Genomic DNA, 23,063 nt, shown 5'->3' with positions numbered 1-23,063 from the left:
TCAGGCTCCCAATACGTTAGGGTGTGAACGATAAGCGTTGATAAGCCCAATAAAATGGTCGAACAGCGGTGCGGCGTCGTGTGGGCCAAGGCTGGCTTCGGGGTGTCCCTGAAAGCTGAAAGCCGGTTTATTAGTATGGCACAAGCCCTGCAGCGTACCGTCAAACAGCGAGGTATGGGTCACTTTGAGTGTGTTTGGTAGTGTTTTTTCATCCACCGCGAAACTGTGATTCTGAGCGGTGATCATTACACGATCAGCCGCAAGATCTTTAACCGGATGGTTGCCGCCGTGGTGACCGAACTTCATTTTTACGCTTTTGGCACCGCTAGCTAGTGCCAGAAGCTGATGGCCAAGGCAGATACCGAACAACGGAATATCAGTTGTCAGGAAGATTTGAATCGCGGCGATCGCGTAATCGCAGGGCGCCGGGTCACCGGGGCCGTTGGCCAGGAAGATGCCGTCCGGATTCATCGATAGCACCGTTTCAGCCGGTGTTTGCGCCGGCACTACCGTCAATCGGCAGCCGCGATCGACTAGCATGCGCATGATATTGCGCTTGATACCGTAGTCGTAGGCTACCACATGATAGGGTAGATCCGTCGCTGGCGCGGGCAAACCTCCTTTCAGAGTCCAGCTGCCTTGGGTCCAGTTGTATTGTTCAGTGGTGCTCACTTCTTTCGCTAAATCCATGCCATGTAGACCTGGGAATTCTCGAGCTTTACGCAGAGCCATCTGCGCATCCTGGGTCTCTCCCGAAATAATACAGCCGTTTTGTGCCCCTTTCTCCCGTAGTAAACGCGTCAGCTTACGAGTATCTATATCAGCGATACCAATAGTATTTTGTTGCTTCAGATAATCCGATAGCGAAAGTGTATCGCGAAAGTTGCTAGAGATGAGCGACAAATCTCGAATTACCAACGCCTCTGCTTGCACACGAGATGATTCATTGTCCGCTTCATTAGTGCCGGCATTGCCGATATGAGGATAAGTCAGAGTGACGATTTGGCGAAAATGGGAAGGATCAGTGAGAATTTCTTGATAACCGGTCATTGAAGTATTGAAAATTACTTCTCCCACCGCTATACCTTCTGCCCCAATAGATCGACCGTGGAATTGGATTCCGTTTTCCAGAACTAACAGTGCTGACTTTATCAAAGCCCCTCCCATGAGATCCAACATCATACTTACATACTAATTCATTCAAAGGAATGAAGCAATGCAACAATCACTTTTGAAGTAGAATTTGAGACATTTTAAAGACGACCTGCATTGTGTTTATCTCACAGACAGTGTAAGGACTCAGATGGATTTTCTTCCTGTTCTTAAGAATGCGTAGGATATCGTTGTGAAACAAATAGAGTTTGATATAATGATTATCCGGCGTCAGAAGCTCAACCACATTTGCAATCTGTATGAAAATATTAGCTTCTTACTATTGAGACGTTCAGCCAGACATAAACCAGGCTTATTGCCGATATGGCAATGAATATTCTAGATGCTATACGAAAGCAGGTAGCAAGTAGCATATGCTCAGTTTGCAACTTAGCTCAACTCAGGTGCGGAATTGATAAAAAAGACGCTTTATCACGGTACATAGACCGCAAGCTGATTCCTTTCTTCTCTTGCGGAAGTTAAATGTATCAGCGGCCGTTTCAGTGATTTGAGCGACAGATGATATTGAACTAGCGGATTTATTTTTTATGAGTTCATCCATTGTGGATGACTTTTTATTTCTGAACTAACTTGCTATTATGTAGTTCAATAAAAGCCTGAAAGACGCGCAGAATGATGGTCTTTTTAACCGTAACGTTTCGCTGGTGGTGCACCGTTCTTTAGCGGGTATGAAATCATGCGTCGTTGTCATCAAACAGAGCATAATCCAGAACGCCCGCTACGTTGCGGGTTTTTTATGGGCGACAATCAGGAAATAGATAATGTCAATGCCAACTAGTCAGTATCAGATAGAATTGCTGCACGTGCAGGCCCCTTACCGCACAGACCCAACGGGTATGTTTAACCAGTTGTGCGGCGCGCGGCCTGCGACGCTATTGCTGGAATCGGCTGAGATCGATAAGAAGCACGATCTAGAAAGCATGATGGTAGTGGATAGCGCGCTGCGTATCACCGCCTTTGGGCAGATTGTCACGCTACAGGCACTGAGCGCTAACGGCGTTGCGTTATTACCACTATTGGATGCTGCCTTGCCCGAAGAAGTCACGATCGTTACACATCCTGACGGTCGTGAATTAATCTTCCCGCCATTGATACAAAACGTGGATGAGGATACTCGCTTGCGATCTCTGTCTGTATTCGATTGCTTGCGTCTGCTGTTGACACTGGTCGGTCAGCCGCCGAGCGAGCCAAAAGCGATGTTTATTGGCGGATTGTTCGCCTATGATCTCGTTGTAGGATTTGAACCTCTTCCGCCTTTGCGTCCAGGACAGCGCTGCCCTGATTACTGCTTTTATCTAGCGGAAACGCTATTAATCCTTGATCATCAGCGACAAACTTGCACACTGCAATGTAGCCTGTTTAGCGACAGTTCATCAGAGAAGCAGCGCTTGCAGTACCGTCTTGAGCAGTTGCAGCATCAACTTACTCAGGAGTCAGAACCTATTCCACATCAGGCTATCGAGACTATGACATTGACCTGTGCTCAAAGCGATGAAGAGTACGGTCAAGTCGTACGCCGAATGCAGAAAGCGATTCGTGAAGGGGAAATTTTTCAGGTCGTGCCTTCTAGGCGATTCTTACTTCCCTGTCCTTCAGCACTCGCCGCCTACCATACGTTGAAAAAAAATAATCCCAGTCCGTATATGTTTTTTATGCAGGATAATGAATTCACCTTGTTTGGTGCCTCGCCGGAGAGCTCGCTAAAATACGACCCTGATACCGGACAGATTGAAATCTACCCCATCGCCGGCACCCGTCCACGCGGACGGCGCCAAGACGGTACATTAGATTCTGATCTTGACAGTCGCATTGAACTGGAAATGCGCACCGATCATAAAGAACTGGCCGAACACTTAATGCTGGTGGATTTAGCGCGTAACGAGCTAGCGCGTATTTGCGAACCTGGCACCCGTTATGTAGCTGATCTAACCAAAGTTGATCGTTACTCCTTCGTGATGCATTTAGTATCTCGTGTTGTCGGCAAGCTGCGCACCGATCTTGATGTGCTACATGCCTACCGAGCTTGTATGAATGTGGGCACCTTAAGCGGCGCGCCGAAAGTTCGCGCCATGCAGCTTATCGCCGAGACAGAAGGCGAACGCCGCGGTAGCTACGGCGGCGCAATTGGGTATTTTACTGCCACCGGCGTGCTCGATACTTGCATTATTATCCGTTCCGCCTACGTTGAAGACGGTATTGCCACAGTGCAGGCCGGTGCAGGCGTAGTATTAAATTCTGTTCCACAAGCAGAAGCCGAGGAAAGCCGCAACAAAGCGCGTGCCGTTTTACGTGCTATTGCTACCGCTCACGACGCAAAGGAATTGTTCTGATGGCCGACATCTTGTTACTCGATAACATCGATTCGTTCACTTATAATCTGGTAGATCAGTTACGCGCTAACAATCATCGGGTAGTGATTTACCGAAACTCTCTGCCAGCCGCGTTCATCATGCGGGCGCTGTCCAAAATGAACAATCCGATCCTGATGCTTTCTCCAGGTCCCGGAGTGCCGGCTCAGGCCGGCTGTATGCCGGCATTGCTCACAACACTATGTGGTCGCCTGCCTATCATCGGTATTTGCCTTGGCCATCAGGCGATTGTAGAATCGTACGGCGGGAATATTGGCTATGCAGGTGATATTTTGCACGGTAAAGCCTCGCTGATCCGACACGATAACGCTGGCATGTTTGCCGGCATGCCGAACCCGCTTCAGGTGGCGCGTTATCATTCACTAGTCGTTAGTCAGGTGCCAGAAACGCTTACGGTCAACGCTTACTTTGACGACATGGTGATGGCAGTACGTAGTGATGTCGATCGGCTCTGTGGCTTTCAGTTTCATCCTGAATCTATTTTGACGACCCATGGAGCACATTTGTTAAACCAGACGATAGCCTGGGCACTGACGTAATCAGAAGGGCTGTTTATGCAAGCAATATTGGAGCATCTCTATCAGGGCGGGCGTATCAGCCGCGAACAAAGCCAGCAGCTGTTTGGGACTATTATTCAAGGACAATTAGCCCCGGAACGGCTAGCAGCCGCGCTTATCAGCATGAAGGTGCGCGGTGAACACCCCGAAGAGATTGCCGGTGCTGCTAGTGCTTTATTGGCTAACGCCGGCCCGTTTCCAAGTCCTGATTATGCTTTTGCCGATATCGTGGGTACCGGAGGCGACGGTAGCAATAGCATCAACATTTCTACCACCAGTGCTATCGTTGCCGCCGGTTGCGGCGCCAGAATAGCCAAGCACGGCAATCGCGGCGTTTCAAGCCGTTCAGGCTCCTCAGACCTGTTAGCATCCTTTAATATCCGACTAGATATGTCGGCTGAATCGTCGCGCCAGGCACTAGATGAGCTGGGCGTGTGCTTTCTGTTTGCCCCTCAGTATCATTCCGGCTTGCGCCATGCGATGCCAGTTCGCCAATTGTTGAAAACCCGTACTCTGTTTAACCTCCTAGGGCCGCTTATTAACCCTGCTAAACCACCGCTGACACTGATCGGCGTCTACAGCCCGGAATTGGTGCAGCCTATTGCAGAGACGCTGCGTATGTTAGGTTACCAACGCGCTGCGGTGGTGCATGGTGGCGGTATGGACGAAGTTGTCTTGCATGCACCGACGCATGTAGCAGAGCTGCGTGAAGGAACGATTGAGAATTACATCTTGAACGCGGTGGATTTTGGTTTATCAGCCCAACCAGCAGAGGCACTACAGGGAGGGTCACCGGAAGAAAACCGTGACGTTTTAGCTCGTTTGTTACAAGGTAGAGGGGAACATACACATGAATTCGCTATTGCCATTAACGTAGCCTTGCTGCTCAAATTGTTCGGGCAGGAAAATCTCCGTGACAATACCTATCGTGTACTTGAAGAAATTCGCAGTGGTGCCCCATATGCGCGTATGATGGCACTAGCAGCAAGAGGGTAAGACAGTATGCAGAACACGATACTTAAGAAAATCGTCGCAGATAAATATAAATGGGTCGCCGAGCACAAACGGATGACGCCGTTGGGCAGTTTCCATCATCAGGTGCAGCCTAGCACACGAAGTTTTTATCACGCGCTGTCCGGTACCAGGACAACATTTATACTGGAATGTAAAAAAGCATCTCCGTCCAAAGGACTGATTCGAAACGATTTCGTCCCTGGCGACATCGCGCGTATTTACAGGCATTATGCTTCCGTGATTTCGGTCCTAACTGACGAACAATATTTTCAAGGTAGCTTTGATTATCTGCATGAAGTAAGCCACTTGGTGAGCCAACCGATATTATGCAAAGATTTTATTATTGATCTCTGGCAGATTTACTTCGCGCGCCTGCATCAGGCAGACGCAGTTTTACTGATGCTGTCCGTCCTAGACGACGATACCTACCTTGCGTTGGCGGCAACGGCCCATAACCTGAATATGGGGGTGTTAACCGAAGTTAACAGTGATGATGAGTGCAAACGCGCCATTACGTTGGGTGCAAAAGTTGTAGGCATCAATAATCGCGACCTACGCGATCTATCGATTGATTTGAACCGAACCCGTACACTTGCCCAGCGTCTGCCGGCGGGCGTGACGGTAATCAGCGAATCCGGTATTAATCGCTATTGCCAAGTGCGTGAATTCAGCCATTACGTTAACGGTTTCCTAATTGGAAGCGCGCTAATGTCTGAACCTAATCTGAAGATAGCCGTACATCGGGTCCTGTTGGGTGAAAACAAAGTGTGCGGACTTACCCGAGCCATTGATGCGCGCGCTGCTCTAGAAGCGGGGGCAATTTACGGCGGGCTGATTTTTGTCTCCGACTCCCCGCGGTGTGTGGATATCGACACCGCCAGCACCGTGATGTCCGGCGCTGCGCTGTGCTATGTTGGTGTATTTCGTAACGCGCCGGTGCGGGATGTCGCGGCAACCGTCAGCGCACTATCACTAGCGGCAGTTCAATTGCACGGCGATGAAGACCAGAGCTATATCGATGCGCTACACCGTGCCCTGCCGTCCGAGTGCCGTATTTGGAAAGCGCTGGATATGCGCCAGACTTTACCGGCACGAGATTTAACTCAAATTAATCGTTATGTGCTGGACAATAGCGGTGGCAGTGGAAAATCTTTCGATTGGTCGCTGTTGAACGGTGCCACATTGGACAACGTGATCGTGGCAGGCGGCTTAACACCAGACAAATGCGTAGCAGCAGCACGTCTAGGTTGTGCAGGACTAGACTTCAACTCCGGGGTGGAAAGCGCGCCGGGTATTAAGGATCATCATAAATTAGCTGCGGTGTTTCAGATGCTGCGCGCTTATTAACCTTTAGTGTGATACCGTGAGAGACAACCAAGAATGACACGACTGAATCCATATTTTGGTGAGTTTGGCGGCATGTATGTGCCACAAATCTTGATACCTGCGTTAATTCAACTGGAAGACGCGTTTGTTAGCGCTCAAAGCGACCCGGCGTTTCAGGCCGAATTTAGAGATTTGCTGACAAACTACGCCGGCAGACCGACCCCGCTCACGCTGTGCCGCAACCTGACTGTTGGCACCCGGACCAAACTTTATCTCAAACGTGAAGACCTGCTGCACGGCGGCGCCCATAAAACTAATCAAGTGCTGGGACAAGCACTGTTGGCCAAACGGATGGGAAAAACTGAAATTATCGCTGAAACCGGCGCCGGTCAGCACGGCGTAGCCTCCGCCCTATCTTCCACATTGCTTGGATTACAATGTCGTATTTATATGGGGGCTAAAGACATCGAACGTCAGTCGCCCAATGTTTTTCGCATGCGGATGATGGGTGCCGAGGTCATTCCAGTGCACAGCGGCTCTTCCACTTTAAAAGACGCCTGCAATGAAGCGTTGCGTGATTGGTCTGATAGCTACGATCGTGCCCACTACATGCTTGGCACTGCTGCCGGTCCGCATCCATTTCCAACTATCGTGCGCGAATTTCAACGAATGATCGGTGAGGAAACGCGTGCGCAGTTGCAAGAACACGAGAATCATCTGCCAGATGCTGTTATCGCCTGTATTGGCGGCGGCTCTAACGCCATCGGCATGTTCGCCGATTTTATCGATAAACCAACTGTTCGCTTGATAGGTGTAGAGCCAGGCGGCCTTGGCATCGAGACCGGGCAGCATGGAGCGTCATTGAAACATGGTCGCACCGGCATCTACTTCGGTATGAAGTCGCTGATGCTGCAATCCGCAGAAGGTCAAATTGAGGAATCCTACTCTATATCAGCCGGCTTAGATTTTCCCTCGGTAGGTCCTCAGCACGCCTATCTTGATAGAATAGGCCGGGCTGAGTACGTGTCGGCTACAGACGAAGAGGCCTTGGATGCTTTTCGTCGTCTTTCCCGCCATGAAGGTATTATTCCGGCGATGGAATCGTCCCATGCGTTGGCCCACGCATTGAGAATGATACAAGCGGAACCGGGAAAAGCGCAGATCTTAGTAGTCAATCTATCCGGTCGCGGAGATAAAGATATTTTCACCGTTCATGATATTCTTAAGGCGAAAGGAGATATTTAATGAAACGCTATCAGCAATTGTTCAGCCAGCTGGCGGCACGGCATGAAGGCGCGTTTGTACCTTTTGTGATACTTGGCGATCCCAATCCTACCCTTTCGCTACGCATCATCGATACACTTATTAATGCTGGCGCCGATGCACTTGAGTTGGGTATGCCATTTTCAGACCCGTTAGCTGATGGCCCTATCATTCAACATGCCAATCTACGCGCGTTTTCCTCTGGCGTTACGCCGGCGCATTGTTTTAAAATGCTAGAGATGATTCGCCAAAAATATCCCGCCATATTGATTGGTTTGTTGATGTATGCCAATTTAATCTACAATGAAGGCATAAATGCTTTTTACGCTCATTGTGCTAGGATTGGCGTCGACTCGGTGTTAGTAGCAGACGTGCCTCTACAAGAAAGTCTTCCATTTCATCAGGCCGCTTTGTACTATAAAGTGGCCCCTATTTTCATTTGTCCACCTAACGCTGATGATACGTTACTGCGTAATATCGCTTCGCACGGCCGGGGATATACCTACCTACTTTCGCGTGCCGGTGTCACTGGGAACGAGAAACGAGCAAATATCCCTCTCAAGCATCTGGTTGACACCCTGAAGTGGTATCATGCTCCACCGATATTACAGGGATTTGGCATCTCCGAACCAGGCCAAGTTCAAGACGCGCTTCAGGCCGGTACAGCCGGCGCTATTTGCGGCTCGGCTATTGTGCGTATTATCGCAGAACATAAAGATAATCCAGTCGTAATGTTAGAACATCTAGCGCAGTTTGTTCGCAAACTCAAGTCAGCGACTCTAACTAAATTTACTGATCGTGATGTATAGTCACATACTATTGTGACTAGTATTTCTAATTTTGAACATACATGGCTCAATGAGCAAGATATTTGATGTGACTGAGTCCAACTAAACCTAGTAAAAAACTATATTGAATTTGCTTAATTAGCGAAAAACAAGCACAACATCTCGCCTAGATCTATAGTCAGGTTTAGAGCATTAACTTTCACTACGCTACTCAATATCAAGTAAAGTATCAAGAATTAAAAGCGGTCTTATCTACAATTAGAACATGGCAACGTTAAAGTTGTAGTCTGCAAAGAAAGTGTAAGGTGGGAAGCAGTTGGACTGTCTACCACCAGGAAGCAATGATAGCGATAGGAATCTTAATGTTTTTACCATCTCTATTAACAACCTTCCACCTTCCTTATACGACGTTCCATCATCGTTATAGATAAGCAGCAATACTCCACTTATCAGCTGGCACAAGCAATGGTGGACTTCGGTGCCTAACAATTTAAATATCAGTTGTTTAATCTTTGTGATTACAGGCATTTTACTGGTTTTGGTAGACCGGCGATTTTTGTTGCCTGTTTGGCAGGACTGTCAGGAAATAAACGGAAAAGATAACGGCTATTGCCTTTTTCTTCACCGTAGGTTTGCGCTATGGTTTTTACCAGCATTCGCATCGCAGGTGATATATTATACTGTAGATAAAATGCTCGGACGAAATAAATCACCTGCCAATGAGCTTCACTGAGGCTAATACCTTCTTGGCGAGCGATTTCTCCCGCTAACGCTTCGGACCAGTCCTGTAGGTGAGTCAAATACCCTTGCGCATCGGTACTGATTTCTATTCCGTTAAACTCCATCGTTTGCTATCCAGTTTATTGATTATCAGATAAAGATTTGCGGTGCAGAAAACGTAATATATCCCTACGGGATAATCAGTTAGTTGCTGCATATGTCGCCAAAGATGCTATGACAAGGTAGAGACGAGCATAATAAAATGAAAATATTGAAAATGCATTTAAAGAATTACAATTAGACACTGGTAACCATAATAAATGGCAGTGTAAGAAATATAGGTATTGCGCAACACAAAGAGTGACTCATCTTTATCGATAGCAGAAACATTATATATAATCAGATAATTATCATTTGAAGTACATGGTTTTACAAGAAAGGCGTTTGCTGTATATGCGTGAATTAAGTCATTCTGCTCTATGCGTTGTTCGTTTATTTCACAGCAGACTACAATGTTAGCATTAGGCCTAAACTATCGGCAACTTACTTGCGTATTTTTTAAATGTACTGCAGCAGCCTTCAATATCTCTCATGCAGAGCTTTTCATGCCCATATTGAAGGTAGCCTGATATATATTCTTGAGTGCCTTACTAGCGAAAACGAAGCAATAATTTGAGTACAAAAATAAATACGAATAAATAGCCATACACTTTAAATTAAATTCAATCATTCGGCATGTTGGTATGGTTCTAAGTGGTTTTTAGATTGAGTCTGAAATATGACGATATCCTTTAGGAAAAGTTTATATGAAGAGGATTTTTTTGCTTTTTAACGTTCTGAGCTTAGTAGGATGCGTTGAGCATCATATTACTGAAAAACCGGCTAATAACTTGATTGATCATGGCGATTACGCGATTGATACCTTCTTCCCCTCCCAAGTTCAAGATGAACGTGTCCGGTTTCTTATATTCCATTACACCGCTGTAGATGATACAGAGTCTCTTCGACTACTTACGCAGGGTAAAGTAAGCGCTCATTATCTTATTTCTTCCAATCCAGGGAAATTCAACGGTAAACCGGTAGTATTGCAGTTAGTTCCGGAAAGTAAGCGGGCATGGCACGCGGGCGTAAGCGGCTGGGCTGTACGGAATAATATCAACGATACGTCCATTGGTATTGAGATTGTCAATGATGGTTTTCATGAGCACTCCTCTAGACGACAATGGATTCCTTACCACAAAGAGCAAATGATATTAGCAGCTAGCCTAGCTAGAGACATTATCGCACGTTACCAGATTAAGCCGCAAAACGTTTTGGCGCACAGCGATATCGCGCCGCTGAGGAAGACCGATCCAGGCCCGCAGTTTCCGTGGAAAACTATGGCGCAGCAGGGCGTAGGCGCATGGCCGGATGCAGAAACGGTGACAAAATATTTACAGGGTAAGCACCGATGGTCTAGCGGTGACGTCATGATTATCCAGCAAGCACTAGCTGCTTATGGTTATACTATCCCGAAAACAGGCAAAATGAATTCGGAGACGCAGCGTGTCATTAGCGCTTTTCAGATGCATTTTCGTCCAAGAAATATTACCGGTGTTGCAGACATGGAAACCGAAGCGATTGCCCGCGCGCTGGTAGAAAAGTACTGTGCTCAAATGCCACTACTAATTTGCTGTGAAAACCTTCGATATCATTATATTGCTTGACCAAAATGATCAGTAAAAAGATGACAAATCGTTTACCATTGGTTATTTTCTATATAGTAATGTAAATTGAAAGGAGATCGCTGCACAATGGATGATCAGTGCTACGTTTTACTTCTCAATAGACCGCACCTGAATTTGCTCGGTATCCGTAAACTAGACAAATATGATTGTGCCACACTTGCTAATATTATCGAGGACCTAAGCGCGCTGTCAGGCAGTTTGGGAATCAAACTCAGCCATTTTAAATTTCATGCGGAGCATATACTGATCGACCGTATTCATCAGGTCTATAACAATACTAATTTTATCACTATCAATCCTGCAGCGCTTACCTATACTGGCATCATCCTATGCGATGCGATGTTAATAGTAAACATATCGTTGATTAAGATTTACCTTTCCAATGTGTATGTACGGGAACCTTTCTGTCATTACTCTTATTTGTCTGATATTTCGGTTAACTTAATATGTGGCCTTAGTGCTGCAGGTATTGCTGTACTTTATAGACAGTGGTCAAACGCCTGTTTATATCCAATTAATTAAAGTATGGAACTCCACATATGAGTATTCGTAAGATCAAAAAAACTGATTGCGCTGGTTGACGCATGCAGCATTTTCGAGCTAAAAGAATTCGTTTGTATCAGTCGTGCTACGATGAAACCGGCCTATCCGATGATGCAATAGGCTTCTATGCTTTCAGTGCAGCAACAACCATGCGGCCATGGCATCTGCTGACCTGAAACCATGAGTGATCACCTGGTAAGCTCGCCGATAGTGAAGACGTTCTACTTCACCTGGCCTGGATGCGAAACCTTTCGTTGAGATCGCTATGAATTGGCGACATCCCTTGTATCGTTGAGGCAATGAAAATGATGCACTAGGTTGCATTGAACAATGCTGGCCTAATGAAAGCATCTCGCTAAAAAACGGTCAATCGGTTAAATTTGACGAGTCATGGTCGTCATCGAATAACGAGGCGCCAAATGCTAGATAAAATTGTCATCGCAAACCGCGGTGAAATTGCATTGCGTATTCTGCGCGCGTGCAAAGAACTGGGTATTAAAACCGTAGCGGTATACTCTACTGCCGACCGTAACCTGAAACATGTGCTGATGGCCGATGAAGCGATCTGTATCGGTCCGCCGCCTTCAGTAAAAAGTTACCTGAATATTCCTGCCATTATCTCTGCTGCAGAAATTACCGGTGCCGTAGCTATCCATCCAGGTTATGGTTTTCTGTCAGAAAACGCTGATTTCGCTGAGCAGGTAGAGCGTTCTGGCTTTATTTTTATCGGCCCGCGCGCGGAGACTACTAGGCTTATGGGCAATAAAATTTCCGCCATTAACGCGATGAAAAAAGCTGGTGTTCCTTGTGTCCCAGGTTCTAACGGACCTGTTGGAGAGGATATGAATACAAACCGTATTATTGCAAACCGCATCGGTTATCCTGTAATCATTAAAGCTTCCGGCGGAGGCGGAGGGCGTGGAATGCGCGTGGTACGCAGCGACACAGCCCTAGACGCTTCAATCCGTATGACTCGCGCAGAAGCAAAATCCGCATTTAATAATAATATAGTCTACATGGAGAAGTATCTGGAAAATCCGCGTCATATTGAAATTCAGGTGTTAGCAGACGCTCAAGGCAACGCCCTGTATTTCCCTGAGCGCGACTGCTCTATGCAGCGCCGTCATCAAAAAGTGGTAGAAGAAGCGCCAGCTCCTGGCATTACTGAGGAACTGCGCCGCTTTATCGGTGAACGCTGTGCCAAAGCCTGCATTGAAATCGGTTATCGAGGCGCCGGTACTTTTGAATTTCTTTACGAAAATGGTGAATTCTTCTTTATTGAGATGAATACCCGTATTCAAGTAGAACACCCGGTTAGCGAAACGATAACTGGGGTAGATCTTATTAAAGAGCAGTTGCGCATCGCCGCTGGACACTCTCTGTCGTTGAAGCAAAATGAGGTTAGAGTATCTGGTCATGCAGTAGAATGCCGTATTAATGCTGAGGATCCTACAAGCTTCCTGCCGAGTCCAGGCAAAATCACTCACTTTCACGCGCCTGGTGGCTTAGGCGTACGTTGGGAATCGCATATTTATGCCGGTTATTCAGTGCCACCTTATTACGACTCAATGATTGGCAAACTTATCTGTTTTGGTGAAACACGGGACGTGGTTATTGCTCGCATGAAAAATGCGCTAACAGAGCTGATTATCGACGGCATTAAAACTAATATTGACCTGCAGTTAAAGATTATGAACGATGAACATTTTCAGAAAGGTGGAGCCAACATCCATTATCTTGAAAAGAAACTCGGATGTCAGAAAACTTAAGGATAAGGCGATGTCCTTTACACTTGGCGTAATACGTCAAATCGCTTAAATCTTAGCTTTTATTAAAATAATAATCAACATTCGGCTAAATGCCAACGTATTGTAAGCGTGTGAGTTTTTGGCAAAAGTTAATTTTAGACCATCTGTGGATACCGACGCTGTTTATCAGCCTGTGTAATCTGCCCTTGTTGTAATATTAATATAACAATAAACGGGAGTATTTGAATGCACTTGGAATATTATATTCCAGTACGTTTAAAAATTACGTTGTATGATAAAGAACAATGCTTACCAGGCTATCGGCGATTGACACAGAGACTATCAGCGCATTACCTTTTTTGGACTGAGACGTGGTAGTCTCTTTACCAGAGCTGAAGCAAGTCGTAACGTCACTAGCATAGTCGTGAATATCTTTATATCCTGGTAGGACGTTGCAGGAGATGGCTAGTAGCCTCCTGCGTCGAGCTTTGAGCATGAGACGGGAATTGGCATACTCTGATCAACCAATAATCAGAGCCTTTCAGTAATAAATATGCCTACAAATATATGAGAATAATGACAACTGAACATTAACGGTTTATTCATTACAATCTTAGTATAAGAGTTATACCACCGGGTCAATAGAGCATGAACAACAGTTTTTTAAAATGAGTAAAAGCTCATTTCTTTATACACAGCGAATTACCCTATGGATAGGATAATAGTGCGTCTGCTTGATAGTAGATAAGCATCAGCTTAATTTTTTAAATGCAACTAGAACACTATTGAGTTCCAATGGTCACTTAAAATCCCTGCATTCAAAACCGAAATAAATAATTTTAAGTAATTTCTCTCTTAAATATACTCTTTTAAATATTTGATCTTGTAACAATAGCTTGTTGGCCTCAACGACAACTACCCGTGCTCTGTATTATTGTACTTACCAATGTCAGATATCAGGACTTTATGTTGTATATTTTGTAATCAGGGAAACACAGAGCCGAATAATCCATCTTGCCGTCCGCCGTTGACTGATAACGGCGAATCGCCTGTAAAATTGGCGTTAACAACGCTTTTTCTGCCTCAGGAAGCAATTGCGCGTCAACCGGCAAATACCACCAGTTGGTGCGAGCAAAGGCGCGGCATTTGACTGCGTCTTTTTCTGTCATTAGTAATTGCTCTTCTGACGAAACCAGCGTATCTAGCATTTGCTGATGGTAGGCCTGATGATCGTTGAACGCCACCATACGCACAGGCGTTACACCGCCTGTGCGTATGGTGGCGAAAAAACGTGCTGGATGGCTAATGCCGGCTATCGCTACTATTGGAGACAGGCTGCCGAGAGCGCGACGTTCACCGCTTAGTAGATTAATCGCCGCGCTGGCAACAAGCCGCATTGGCAGCTCACCAGGCCGAGCTTCTCCGCCATTGACAATGACAGCCTGTACTGTTCGCAAGCGCCCGACCCATTCGCGCATAGGACCAGCAGGTAGACACCAGCCGTTGCCGAAACGGCGTTGACCGTCGATGACAACCCATTCGATGTCTCTTCCTAGCGCATAATGTTGCAATCCGTCATCGGTGACAACTACATCCAGAGGCTGCGTATATAGCAACGCCGCTACTGCCTCGACTCGTCTCGGCGCCACCGCAACCGGCGCACCAGTACGCTGCCAGATAAGTAATGGCTCATCTCCACACTGATCGCTGGTTGTGGTCTCATTTAGTAGCAGTGGATAGCGTGCCGCTTGTCCGCCGTAACCGCGTGACACGACTCCAACCCGCCAGCCCCTTTGCTGGAGTTGCGTAACTAGCCACAATACCATTGGTGTTTTACCGTTTCCGCCGGCAGTCAAGTTGCCCACTACTACGATCGGCAGTGGAAAATGATGTACTTTACGCCAGCCGAAGAGGTAGCTAGAGCGGATAAGCACTGTAATGAATCCATACAGCCAAGAAAACGGCAATAGCAGCCAATACAGGCGAGAGGCGCCAAACCAGATGCGGGCTATCATTGACCAAACTGTAGTCGGTGAAGTTGAGCATAAACGCCCTGGTGCGACATCAGTTTCTTATGATTTCCGCGCTCAACGATCCGCCCTTCCTCTATAACCAAGATTTCATCGGCTTTTTCAATGGTGGATAGGCGATGAGCAATGATCAGGAAAGTCCGATTTTTCTGGAGCGAATCTAGCGCTTTTTGAATCGCTCGCTCGGACTCGCTATCAAGCGCCGAGGTAGCTTCATCGAGGATCAAGATAGGGCAATCCCGCAGCAGTGCGCGCGCGATGGCAATGCGCTGACGCTGGCCACCGGATAATAAAATGCCGTTCTCGCCAATTACTGTATCTAGACCAAAGTCCATTTTCTCGATGAAATCCATGGCATAGGCCATGCGCGCCGCGTTTTCAATTTGCTCACGAGAGTAAGTAGCCTTGCGGGCATAGGCGATATTGTTGGCAACAGTGTCATTAAACAAATGCACGTTTTGAGATACTAGCGCTACCTGATTACGCAGAGAAGCAAGCTTATAAGCGCATAAATCAATGCCATCGAGTAGGATATGACACTGCTGAATATCATAAAAACGCGTTAACAAATTGGCAATAGTGGATTTTCCGGATCCAGAGCGACCTACTAGCGCTACTGTATGCCCTGCGGGAATAGTGAGACTGATATCATGCAGTGAAGGCGTCTCTTTGCCCGGATAGGAAAAAGTAACGTGGTCAAAAGCAATATCCCCTTTAACGCGTTCCACTTCCAGTGTGCCTTCATCTTTTTCGGTTGCCATATCAAGAATGGAAAAGAGAATCTGACATGCGGCCATGCCGCGCTGAAACTGCGCATTGACATTGGTTAGGGATTTCAGAGGACGCATCAAGGCTATCATTGACGAAAACACCACGGTGATGGTGCCAGCAGTTAAAGTTTTCATGACCGAAGGAAAGCTCGCAGCATACAGGACGAAAGCTAGCGCAAGCGACGTGATAAATTGGATTAACGGATCGGAAAGCGAAGAGGCAGCAACCATTTTCATCCCTTGTTGGCGCATATGATTACTGACGCTGTTAAAACGATCGTTTTCTACTTGTTGTCCGCCAAAAATCAACACTTCTTTATGTCCTTTAAGCATCTGTTCGGCGCTGGCACTTACCTGCCCCATAGTATTCTGCATTCTTTTACTGATTTGGCGGAACCTCTTTGACACCTGGCGGATGGCTAATGATACCACGGGTGCAATTACCATCAGAATCAACGACAATTGCCAGCTGTAATAGAACATCATCGCGAACAGCCCAATAATCGATGCACTTTCACGAATGGCGGTAATTAACGCTCTGGAAGAGGATGAGGCTACCTGGTCGGAATCATAGGTAATGCGTGAAAGTAGCGTGCCGATAGATTGCTGATCGAAAAAAGATGCTGGCATATCCATCATGTGATTAAATAGCCGGCGACGCATGTTCATAACTACTTTCCCAGAAACCCAGGAAACACAATAGCTTGAAATAAAGCTGCTGACGCCGCGTAGTACCATTAGGACGATCACGACTAGTGGCATCCAAACTAGGATGTTACTATTGGCTTGACCAAATCCGTCATCTAATAACGGCTTAAGTAGTGATAACATAAAAGTATCGCTAGCAGCATTTAAGATCAGAGCTATAGCCGCAACGATCAAACCTGCTTTGAAAGGGGAGATCATTGGCCAAAGTCGACGGAAAGTTTGCCAAGTGGAAAGATTTTTATCGTTTAACATTCATTTACCAGTTCCGGAACTAAACAGTCGCTTATTCTACCTATTTAGCACAGCAACCCAAACTACCGATAATGCCATCTGAGAAAAATTTGGCCTTAATATGCCAAAACATTACATTATCTGCGGATAATAATACACGGTTAGCTAACCGATTGTTGCTGTATCTTGCCAGTATGATGATACACTAATAACACTTCACTATCGCTTTTGCCTACAAGTGACAGGGACTGCAGCTACCAGCCGAGGTTAACGATATTTATGGATACCACCCACGATAGAAGACATATTAGAACGATAGATCTTGATCATCGGTCAAGATTCGGAGAAGTGATCCCTTTGATCACTAACTGGCCGTTTTGCCAGACGGTATATATCTGTGTAATCAAGGTGCAAGTCAACGATTTCTGCTGAAAATCGTCTCATCATATTTTTTAAAACTGTATCTGGTCTTATCGTATTATCAGTAACACTGGCTTATAAAATGGATCGCGACAGATCGCGTACATTATCAATTACGTCAGTTTCTAACCTTTCCACGCGCAGCAATTTAGAATTTATAACCTCGCATGATGCTGTAGGTCAATATTAAAATGCTTAACATTATCGAATCCGACATTTAACATTATTGATTCTAGTACATGCGAATAGACCTCACCAGCTAGCGATAGATACCAGTATCCCTTGTCTACCATTTCGTCGACATGCGGCAAAACATGGAAGAAATAAAGATCGTAAGCTTTGTTAAGCGGCATAAAACGCGAAGCGGAAAGCTCAAGAATCAGCAGTTAACCGCCGACTTTTAATGCTCGATATATCGAACTGCAACGCTAACTCTTTCTCGGTCACGTTGTGCAGACTAAACGAAATAGTAATACAGTCAAAAGTTTTATCTTGAAATGGAGCGCTTCAGAATTAGCTGAAATATAATTTAACATTGCCCAAAATGCCGTGACTATGCATTTTTTACACTCCCTTTCAGCATTGCCAACACACAATACATCAGGTCATTCATCAAGCTGTCATTAATATTTTCTGTTCTTTTGCTTACAGTAAAGAGCTCGTAGTGGTTCTTTCACGTTGCCATGTTTATCGCTTTGCTCAATCAATTTCAGAGAAGTGTAACAGATGCGTGTTAAAATCCCGACAGTGGCGCGTCACTTCTTCAGCGAGCATGTCTTAAGCAATTGCTGTAATAGACCAGATTCCTCTAGTGCTCCGTCAGTCGGTAACTTACGTTTTTATGAAGTCTACACCTGCTGTTAGCAGGTTGATCACCGATATCTGGCTAGGGTTATTGACACATGGAACTTGGAGGCCAAGCGCAGAAGCGAATAATTGATGATAAGTGTAACAATAGTACCGAAAGTAGGAACGATAAAATGGAGTTGCACTCCAACCTAACACACAGTATACCACGTAGTGTAATATAAAAGTGCTAGCTGAGGGAAAGCTATAACAGCCTTTTTAAAAAGGCACCTATGAGTGTAAATCTGAACCGACATCTTTAGGATCATAAACCCAACAAGTTACGAGATTGCTGCATTCGTATCAAAAACCTAAGAATATTATATTTGCATTTCTAGAATTAGAGTAAAAACTTGAACGTATAAGCGAAATAGCATGGTTAGTGTCGTCTTTAGAATTAGAGACCGGCATGTTCTTGTTTCAAGCAACAAACGGAAATCTTATTATAGGATGTTAAATAAAAGCTCTTGCTTATATACCGCGTAATAATCTGATGCATAACTGCTATGGATCCCATCACAAAGCGAATTAGCATCGCCTTCTCGACGTATCCACCAAGGCATAAGCTGCACCAGCAAGTCGCACCAACAATCAACCAATGCAGTTCGCTGCCAGCAACAGACGGCTATGAAAGAAGGCCGTACGTAGATAAATATACTGCTTAGGGAATACAAAAAACCGATGAAAACAGAGACATTACAGACTATGAGCTGGCAACCAGAAAGCAAAGAACTATCGTTTACTTAAAGATGTAATTTCTTTTATGGCAAGAAATGTGTCTGCGCACATAAGTCTTACTAAAAGGATATACCAATCCTAGCTATGTCCGAGGTGAAAGAGTTTAGCGAGTACCGTAAACAACGATAGTTTTGCCGTGAGCAGCGATAAGATTCTTATCCTCAAGCATTTTTAAAATACGGCCAACTGTTTCCCGTAAGCAACCGACAATTTGACTAATTTCCTACCGAGTCATTTTAATTTGCATACCGTCTGGATGAGTCATGGCATCCGGTCGTTTAGCCAGATTCAGTAATGTTTGTGCGATTCTCCATGTCATATCTAGAAAGGCTAAATTACCAACTTTCTCTGAGATTACTTGAAGTCAACTGGCTATTTGTGAAGACAGACGCATTAAGATATCCGGATTCACCTGTTTTCGCCACTTCACAGGCTGTTTCCGCCCTTACCCAAGTGCTACGCTCCTGCCCGTTTTCAAATAGCCCCAGCTCGCCGATAAAATCGCCCTGATTAAGATAGAAAAGGATCATCTCTTTGCCTTCTTTATCCTTAATCAGCACCGAAACGGAGCCTTTAACGATGTAGTAAAGCGTTTCTGCTTTTTCGCCCTGGCAAATCAACGTCCTCTTTGATGGATACTTGTGAATATGGCAATGAGACAGGAGCCATTCAAGAGTTGGGTCTGTTTGCAGTTTGCCTAAAACCATTCGTTATTATCCTCTTTTATCATCGCTGCCTTTTTATCATCACTGCCCTATATCAGAAGCTACGTATTCCTTGTAAATTTATATTATGATGTCATTTCGTTTATAAATGGAATCTTTTAAGAGAACTTATCAAAGTTTAATATTGACGACACTTTGATTGCGCTCTTGCTCTTTAATTATGAATGAATTCGATATTGCTTTGCTTTTAACAAAGCTTAGAAAGCTTGCCTTGTGTTGTTTCATTTCAACATAATGTGTTTATAATTACATTGCCGATTTGTCGCAAAAAGATAGGTGTATAACCTTAAGCGAGGTTGTCACAAGATGTAAATTATGGTAAAATTCATCTAACAATAAGCATGATCAGTGATCTTATCAAACATAAGTATACGGCATTTGTTTTCATTTATTTTACCTAAAACAGAACAGATTATTCCTGCTGTAAATAAGGTTCCATCTGACGTGACTCCTATTTTAAAAAGGAAATAGACGAAAGTCGTTTGATATAAGTACGTAAATTCACATTATGTACCGCTCTATCTTCTGAGTGTATTTTTACCTAATTCACATTAGCCATATAAAAAAGCAATGGGTTATCGCAAGGATAACAGATTGTTTGTTAATGCGTTCTAAATTCTAAGAACAGTCCTTGAAACAACTGGTCACCGTCGCCTTTACCGTTGGGTCAATAAAGGTATATCAGTATCGATTTTAAAACCTTACTTCGAATAAGATATATGCCTTATACTATATACTATTCAGAGAAACGTTAACACCTAGTACTGTTGCTGACAGTACCAGGTGTCCAAACTGAAGGAGTTTACTGCGGAGTACTGGATAGAGGCTACGATTATTGATCAGCCGAAAACAAACGAGGCAATCTATAATTTTCTCATAAAAAACAAGCAATGCTATGATAAACAGGTCATACATTAGTCGTGTAGAAATCTATATTGAATCTACTATAGATAGCTTTATAGCGTTTTATCGATCTGCAAAAACACGAATTTTATATTTTCCATAAGATTTTCTTTAAAAAAGAACAACAAATATCTGTTTTTAATCGCATTTTAAATGGAGGATAACAATGCGACATCCGTTAGTAATGGGTAATTGGAAGCTTAACGGCAACAAACGCATGGTTAATGACCTGATTTCAGCACTACGTAACAAACTTAGCAATGTTGTTGGTTGCAATATCGCCATTGCTCCGCCGGTAATTTATCTTGATCTAGCGAAATACCATCTTGGTAATAGCCGAATTGCGCTGGGTGCACAGAATGTCGATATTCATATTTCTGGCGCCTATACCGGCGAAGTTTCTACTCAAATGCTTAAAGATATCGGCGCGAAATATATCATCATTGGACATTCCGAACGCCGTGCTTATCATAAGGAAAGTAATGAGTTGATCGCCGAAAAATTCGCTGTTTTGAAGGAAGCCGAATTGATTCCGGTATTATGCATCGGCGAGAGTAAAGCGGAGAACGAAGCCGGTAAAACCGAAGCGGTATGTGCCCATCAGATTGATGTAGTATTGAACAAACTAGATGCCAAAGCATTCGAAAGCGCCCTCATTGCTTACGAGCCCATTTGGGCAATCGGTACTGGTAAAGCTGCTACGCCAGTACAGGCGCAGGCGGTGCATAAATTTATCCGTAGTCATATCGCAAAATATGACGCGGCAATTGCTGAACGGGTGATCATCCAGTATGGAGGTTCAGTCAACGCCGACAATGCGGTTGAGCTATTCACTCAACCGGATATCGATGGCGCTCTGGTAGGTGGAGCATCACTAAACGCTGACACTTTCTCAGTGATCGTTAAGGCCGCGGCAGAAGCAAAACAGACTTGAATGGTATAAAAACGAACCAAATTATTGAGTGGGACAGTGTAAATAACTTAGGCTGTCTGATATTTGTGTACACTCATATACTATACCGTCATCTCGTCAATTATGATTTTGAAAAGTCAATTCAATCTTTATTAAGTGTATAGAAATTTATTAGAGTAGTCACGCACATGGCCAAAATTTTATTTTGGCCTAAAAACAAAACCGATGTCTTCTTTAAGACCTCGTCGCCTATTAAATAACGGCATGCTTTCACGCCAGGAACGAGGTGCACATTGGTATCGCTAGTAGCATTAATATTGGTTCAATAGCCAAACACTGCCTGGTTACAGTACTTGGTTTCACTACGAATCATATATTAAAGACTCTATCCTAGATAGCAATAAATTAAATCTAGATTCTTCCTAGAAAAGGAAGGTCTTGACTCAAGGTTGTTTGATTTTTGTCTTTCTTTTCGTCTTGCTTTAGGGATTTGCAAACCGATTTGCAATAACATACAGAAATAATTATAGAAAGCAGCGAGATAATCAGCTCGCTGAGAAGATAATAGTTTACACTTATCAAAGTGAAAAAAAATCGCGTTTGCGAGAAGGGAAAAATTGTGAAAGCAAAATGAGTATTGCTAGTACTAGATAAGCGATAAAGATGAGGATCATCCATCGCGGCATTTCCATCGATAGAAAACGCCTTTGATGGACGATGCAGTCACCGTTAGTACTGAAGATTAACGGCATCCACTTATCCAATGGCAGCCAGGTAGGAAAACTAATACAAAAGTCACAAGTGACTAATAGTGATGGATGTAGTTGTATATCAGTGTATTGCATTGCCAGCATCAAGCCCTTCCAAGCGCTATACAGCCATATTATCAAGCCGGCGAAACGCAGTGGCGTCGCGGGAGAAATGGCGCCCACCAACCCGGACGCCATAATTCCATACAGAGCACAACGTTGATATATACACAAAACACAGGGTTTGAGCAGCATAATATGTTGAAAACAAAGCGCGACCAGTTCTAACGCGAAGGCGGTAAGTGCTAATGCTAACCAAACTGCACGACGTTTGGAGCAGCGATTTAATGATCTCATCATAATAAAGCATGCTTAGAAGCAATTAAGTGACGCGAGCAAGATTGTTAATGTGCAACACATTCCCAAGGAATGCCGCTCTTTTGGCGATGTAATAAACATTCGGCATCAATGTCTCAACCTTTAACATTCCAAGAATAAGAGTCAGCGAGTTGATGTGCCAGAAAAGATTATATAAAAATCATCTAGACAATCAGCTAATAAACTCTTGAGTAATATGGTCGGCGAGAGAGGATTTGAACCTCTGACCCACTGGTCCCAAACCAGTTGCGCTACCAAGCTGCGCTACTCGCCGAGATAACACACTACGCACACCACCATAGGTAACCTCATGCCGACAATAGGCTAATAATATTAAGCACATTAAAGATGCGTAGCAAAGAGAAGTACTTGAACCCTCACGTGCATTCAAACAGTTAAAACCTAAAGCTAGCGCGCTTGCCTA

The 23,063-nt window shown here is 44.8% G+C and carries 16 protein-coding genes, 1 tRNA gene and 2 pseudogenes; 10 read left to right on the top strand and 9 right to left on the bottom strand.

What is annotated here, in order from left to right; all coding sequences use genetic code 11:
- Positions 1 to 1,155, bottom strand: a complete 1,155-nt coding sequence (carA, locus tag A4A68_RS01385) for a glutamine-hydrolyzing carbamoyl-phosphate synthase small subunit (RefSeq protein ID WP_102135082.1) — start codon at positions 1,153 to 1,155, stop codon at positions 1 to 3.
- Between the two features lie 785 nt (positions 1,156 to 1,940).
- Here carA and A4A68_RS01380 point away from each other — a divergent pair.
- The 6 genes from A4A68_RS01380 to trpA are packed head-to-tail and all read left to right on the top strand — an operon-like array spanning position 1,941 to position 8,511.
- The gene (locus A4A68_RS01380) at positions 1,941 to 3,503 is read left to right on the top strand and encodes an anthranilate synthase component 1 (protein WP_067566544.1); all 1,563 of its coding nucleotides are present in this window, start codon (positions 1,941 to 1,943) and stop codon (positions 3,501 to 3,503) included.
- On the top strand, positions 3,503 to 4,081 hold the full coding sequence (locus A4A68_RS03605) for a glutamine amidotransferase-related protein (protein ID WP_067565731.1): 579 nt from the start codon (positions 3,503 to 3,505) through the stop codon (positions 4,079 to 4,081). The genes A4A68_RS01380 and A4A68_RS03605 overlap by 1 nt, the downstream gene beginning before the upstream one ends.
- Positions 4,082 to 4,096: 15 nt before the next feature.
- Positions 4,097 to 5,095: an anthranilate phosphoribosyltransferase gene (trpD, locus tag A4A68_RS03600; RefSeq protein ID WP_067565728.1), complete on the top strand. Its 999-nt coding sequence runs from the start codon at positions 4,097 to 4,099 to the stop codon at positions 5,093 to 5,095.
- Positions 5,096 to 5,101: 6 nt separating this feature from the next.
- Positions 5,102 to 6,460 (top strand): bifunctional indole-3-glycerol-phosphate synthase TrpC/phosphoribosylanthranilate isomerase TrpF, encoded by a 1,359-nt coding sequence (trpCF, locus tag A4A68_RS01365; protein ID WP_067565725.1) that lies wholly within the window; start codon positions 5,102 to 5,104, stop codon positions 6,458 to 6,460.
- A gap of 33 nt (positions 6,461 to 6,493) precedes the next feature.
- Positions 6,494 to 7,684 (top strand): tryptophan synthase subunit beta, encoded by a 1,191-nt coding sequence (trpB, locus tag A4A68_RS01360; RefSeq protein WP_067565722.1) that lies wholly within the window; start codon positions 6,494 to 6,496, stop codon positions 7,682 to 7,684.
- Positions 7,684 to 8,511: a tryptophan synthase subunit alpha gene (gene trpA / locus A4A68_RS01355; protein WP_067565720.1), complete on the top strand. Its 828-nt coding sequence runs from the start codon at positions 7,684 to 7,686 to the stop codon at positions 8,509 to 8,511. Before trpB ends, trpA begins: the two co-directional genes overlap by 1 nt.
- 497 nt (positions 8,512 to 9,008) lie before the next feature.
- Here trpA and A4A68_RS01345 read toward each other — a convergent pair whose 3' ends face one another.
- On the bottom strand, positions 9,009 to 9,335 hold the full coding sequence (locus A4A68_RS01345) for a TusE/DsrC/DsvC family sulfur relay protein (RefSeq protein ID WP_067565714.1): 327 nt from the start codon (positions 9,333 to 9,335) through the stop codon (positions 9,009 to 9,011).
- 681 nt (positions 9,336 to 10,016) lie between these two features.
- Here A4A68_RS01345 and A4A68_RS01340 point away from each other — a divergent pair.
- The 3 genes from A4A68_RS01340 (at position 10,017) to accC (ending at position 13,249) form a co-directional block, all read left to right on the top strand.
- Complete coding sequence (locus tag A4A68_RS01340; protein ID WP_067565711.1) at positions 10,017 to 10,916, top strand: N-acetylmuramoyl-L-alanine amidase; 900 nt, start codon at positions 10,017 to 10,019, stop codon at positions 10,914 to 10,916.
- Positions 10,917 to 11,003: 87 nt separating this feature from the next.
- Positions 11,004 to 11,459, top strand: a complete 456-nt coding sequence (locus tag A4A68_RS01335; RefSeq protein ID WP_067565708.1) for a type II 3-dehydroquinate dehydratase — start codon at positions 11,004 to 11,006, stop codon at positions 11,457 to 11,459.
- Positions 11,460 to 11,899: 440 nt separating this feature from the next.
- Positions 11,900 to 13,249, top strand: coding sequence for an acetyl-CoA carboxylase biotin carboxylase subunit (gene accC, locus A4A68_RS01330; RefSeq protein ID WP_067565705.1), 1,350 nt, complete (start codon positions 11,900 to 11,902; stop codon positions 13,247 to 13,249).
- A 935-nt stretch (positions 13,250 to 14,184) separates the two neighbouring features.
- On the opposite strand, the gene lpxK is transcribed toward accC, so the two are convergent.
- From lpxK to crp, 5 genes and pseudogenes are all read right to left on the bottom strand, one after another.
- Positions 14,185 to 15,243: a tetraacyldisaccharide 4'-kinase gene (gene lpxK, locus A4A68_RS01325; RefSeq protein WP_067565702.1), complete on the bottom strand. Its 1,059-nt coding sequence runs from the start codon at positions 15,241 to 15,243 to the stop codon at positions 14,185 to 14,187.
- On the bottom strand, positions 15,240 to 16,988 hold the full coding sequence (gene msbA / locus A4A68_RS01320; protein ID WP_067565699.1) for a lipid A ABC transporter ATP-binding protein/permease MsbA: 1,749 nt from the start codon (positions 16,986 to 16,988) through the stop codon (positions 15,240 to 15,242). Before msbA ends, lpxK begins: the two co-directional genes overlap by 4 nt.
- Before the next feature lie 554 nt (positions 16,989 to 17,542).
- Complete coding sequence (locus A4A68_RS01315) at positions 17,543 to 17,767, bottom strand: class I SAM-dependent methyltransferase (protein ID WP_269447284.1); 225 nt, start codon at positions 17,765 to 17,767, stop codon at positions 17,543 to 17,545.
- A pseudogene (locus A4A68_RS03885) lies at positions 17,760 to 17,876 on the bottom strand (hypothetical protein); the annotation flags it as partial. The gene A4A68_RS01315 and the pseudogene A4A68_RS03885, both read right to left, overlap by 8 nt.
- A gap of 1,198 nt (positions 17,877 to 19,074) precedes the next feature.
- A pseudogene (crp, locus tag A4A68_RS01310) lies at positions 19,075 to 19,678 on the bottom strand (cAMP-activated global transcriptional regulator CRP).
- 1,087 nt (positions 19,679 to 20,765) lie between these two features.
- Here crp and tpiA point away from each other — a divergent pair.
- Positions 20,766 to 21,533: a triose-phosphate isomerase gene (gene tpiA / locus A4A68_RS01305; protein ID WP_067565694.1), complete on the top strand. Its 768-nt coding sequence runs from the start codon at positions 20,766 to 20,768 to the stop codon at positions 21,531 to 21,533.
- Between the two features lie 557 nt (positions 21,534 to 22,090).
- On the opposite strand, the gene dsbB is transcribed toward tpiA, so the two are convergent.
- A complete protein-coding gene (dsbB, locus tag A4A68_RS01300) occupies positions 22,091 to 22,621 on the bottom strand; it encodes a disulfide bond formation protein DsbB (RefSeq protein ID WP_067565691.1) in 531 nt (176 codons plus the stop codon).
- 215 nt (positions 22,622 to 22,836) lie between these two features.
- A tRNA-Pro gene (locus A4A68_RS01295) sits at positions 22,837 to 22,913 on the bottom strand.
- Positions 22,914 to 23,063 lie beyond the last annotated feature (150 nt).

Origin of the sequence: Candidatus Doolittlea endobia (assembly GCF_900039485.1) — a bacterium.
Lineage (GTDB): Bacteria > Pseudomonadota > Gammaproteobacteria > Enterobacterales > Enterobacteriaceae > Doolittlea > Doolittlea endobia.
The sequence above is the reverse complement of the archived record's forward strand: the minus strand, read 5'-3'. Positions and strand labels throughout refer to the sequence as shown.

Coding starts and splice junctions, on each gene's coding strand:
- A4A68_RS01380 (WP_067566544.1), top strand. CDS start 1,941: ATGCCAACTAGTCAGTATCAGATAGAATTGCTGCACGTGCAGGCCCCT.
- A4A68_RS03605 (WP_067565731.1), top strand. CDS start 3,503: ATGGCCGACATCTTGTTACTCGATAACATCGATTCGTTCACTTATAAT.
- trpD (WP_067565728.1), top strand. CDS start 4,097: ATGCAAGCAATATTGGAGCATCTCTATCAGGGCGGGCGTATCAGCCGC.
- trpCF (WP_067565725.1), top strand. CDS start 5,102: ATGCAGAACACGATACTTAAGAAAATCGTCGCAGATAAATATAAATGG.
- trpB (WP_067565722.1), top strand. CDS start 6,494: ATGACACGACTGAATCCATATTTTGGTGAGTTTGGCGGCATGTATGTG.
- trpA (WP_067565720.1), top strand. CDS start 7,684: ATGAAACGCTATCAGCAATTGTTCAGCCAGCTGGCGGCACGGCATGAA.
- A4A68_RS01345 (WP_067565714.1), bottom strand. CDS start 9,335: ATGGAGTTTAACGGAATAGAAATCAGTACCGATGCGCAAGGGTATTTG.
- A4A68_RS01340 (WP_067565711.1), top strand. CDS start 10,017: ATGAAGAGGATTTTTTTGCTTTTTAACGTTCTGAGCTTAGTAGGATGC.
- A4A68_RS01335 (WP_067565708.1), top strand. CDS start 11,004: ATGGATGATCAGTGCTACGTTTTACTTCTCAATAGACCGCACCTGAAT.
- accC (WP_067565705.1), top strand. CDS start 11,900: ATGCTAGATAAAATTGTCATCGCAAACCGCGGTGAAATTGCATTGCGT.
- lpxK (WP_067565702.1), bottom strand. CDS start 15,243: ATGATAGCCCGCATCTGGTTTGGCGCCTCTCGCCTGTATTGGCTGCTA.
- msbA (WP_067565699.1), bottom strand. CDS start 16,988: ATGTTAAACGATAAAAATCTTTCCACTTGGCAAACTTTCCGTCGACTT.
- tpiA (WP_067565694.1), top strand. CDS start 20,766: ATGCGACATCCGTTAGTAATGGGTAATTGGAAGCTTAACGGCAACAAA.
- dsbB (WP_067565691.1), bottom strand. CDS start 22,621: ATGATGAGATCATTAAATCGCTGCTCCAAACGTCGTGCAGTTTGGTTA.